The organism is Dictyobacter arantiisoli, assembly GCF_008326305.1.
Classification (GTDB): Bacteria; Chloroflexota; Ktedonobacteria; order Ktedonobacterales; family Ktedonobacteraceae; genus Dictyobacter; species Dictyobacter arantiisoli.
In genome coordinates, this window is sequence record NZ_BIXY01000244.1 from 1 (window position 1) to 1,235 (window position 1,235).

Genomic DNA, 1,235 nt, shown 5'->3' on the forward strand with positions numbered 1-1,235 from the left:
CTCCCTAGAAAGGAGGTGATCCAGCCGCACCTTCCGGTACGGCTACCTTGTTACGACTTCACCCCAATCACTGACCCCACCCTCGACGCTTGCCTCTCTTGCGAGTTAGCCCGGCGGCTTCAAGTGTTGCCAACTTTCGTGGTGTGACGGGCGGTGTGTACAAGACCCGGGAACGTATTCACCGTAGTGTGCTGACCTACGGTTACTAGCAACTCCACCTTCATGGAGGCGAGTTTCAGCCTCCAATCTGAACTGAGGCCAGGTTTGACGAGATTAGCTCCCCCTCGCGGGTTGGCAACTCTTTGTCCTGACCATTGTAGCGTGTGTGTCGCCCAAGGCGTAAGGGCCGTGCTGACTTGACGTCATCCCCGCCTTCCTCCATTTTAAAATGGCAGTTTCGCTAGATCATTTAACTAACGACAGGGGTTGCGCTCGTTGCGGGACTTAACCCAACATCTCACGACACGAGCTGACGACAGCCATGCAGCACCTGTGCATGCGCTCCCGAAGGAGACAGCGCATTACCGCTGGTGCACATCCATGTCAAGCCTTGGTAAGGTTCTTCGCGTTGCATCGAATTAAACCACACGCTCCGCTGCTTGTGCGGGTCCCCGTCAATTCCTTTGAGTTTTAATCTTGCGACCGTACTCCCCAGGCGGACCACTTATTGTGTTAACTGCGACACTGAAGGGGTCGATACCCCCAACGTCTAGTGGTCATCGTTTACGGCTAGGACTACCAGGGTATCTAATCCTGTTCGCTCCCCTAGCTTTCGCACCTGAGCGTCAGGTACTTCCCAGGACACTGCCTTCGCCATCGGTGTTCCTCCGGATATCTACGCATTTCACCACTCCACCCGGAATTCCGTGTCCCTCTGAAGCCCTCAAGTCAGACAGTTTCCATCGTACTTCGTCAGTTGAGCCGACGACTGTCACGACAGACTAATCTGACCGCCTGCGTGCGCTTTACGCCCAGTAACTCCGGATAACGCTCGCCCCCTACGTATTACCGCGGCTGCTGGCACGTAGTTAGCCGGGGCTTCTTCCTCTGGTACCGTCCGTTCTCGTCCCAGAGAAAAGCAGTTTACGATCCGAAAACCTTCTTCCTGCACGCGGCGTTGCTCGTTCAGGGTTGCCCCCATTGACGAAAATTCCTCACTGCTGCCCCCCGTAGGAGTCTGGGCCGTTCTCAATCCCAGTGTGGCTGATCGTCCTCTCAGACCAGCTACCGATCGC

At 55.9% G+C, this 1,235-nt stretch carries 1 rRNA gene; it reads right to left on the bottom strand.

Going from position 1 to position 1,235, the window contains the following annotated elements:
- Window positions 1-8: 8 nt before the first annotated feature.
- A 16S ribosomal RNA gene (locus F1593_RS28045) occupies window positions 9-1,235 on the bottom strand; the annotation flags it as partial.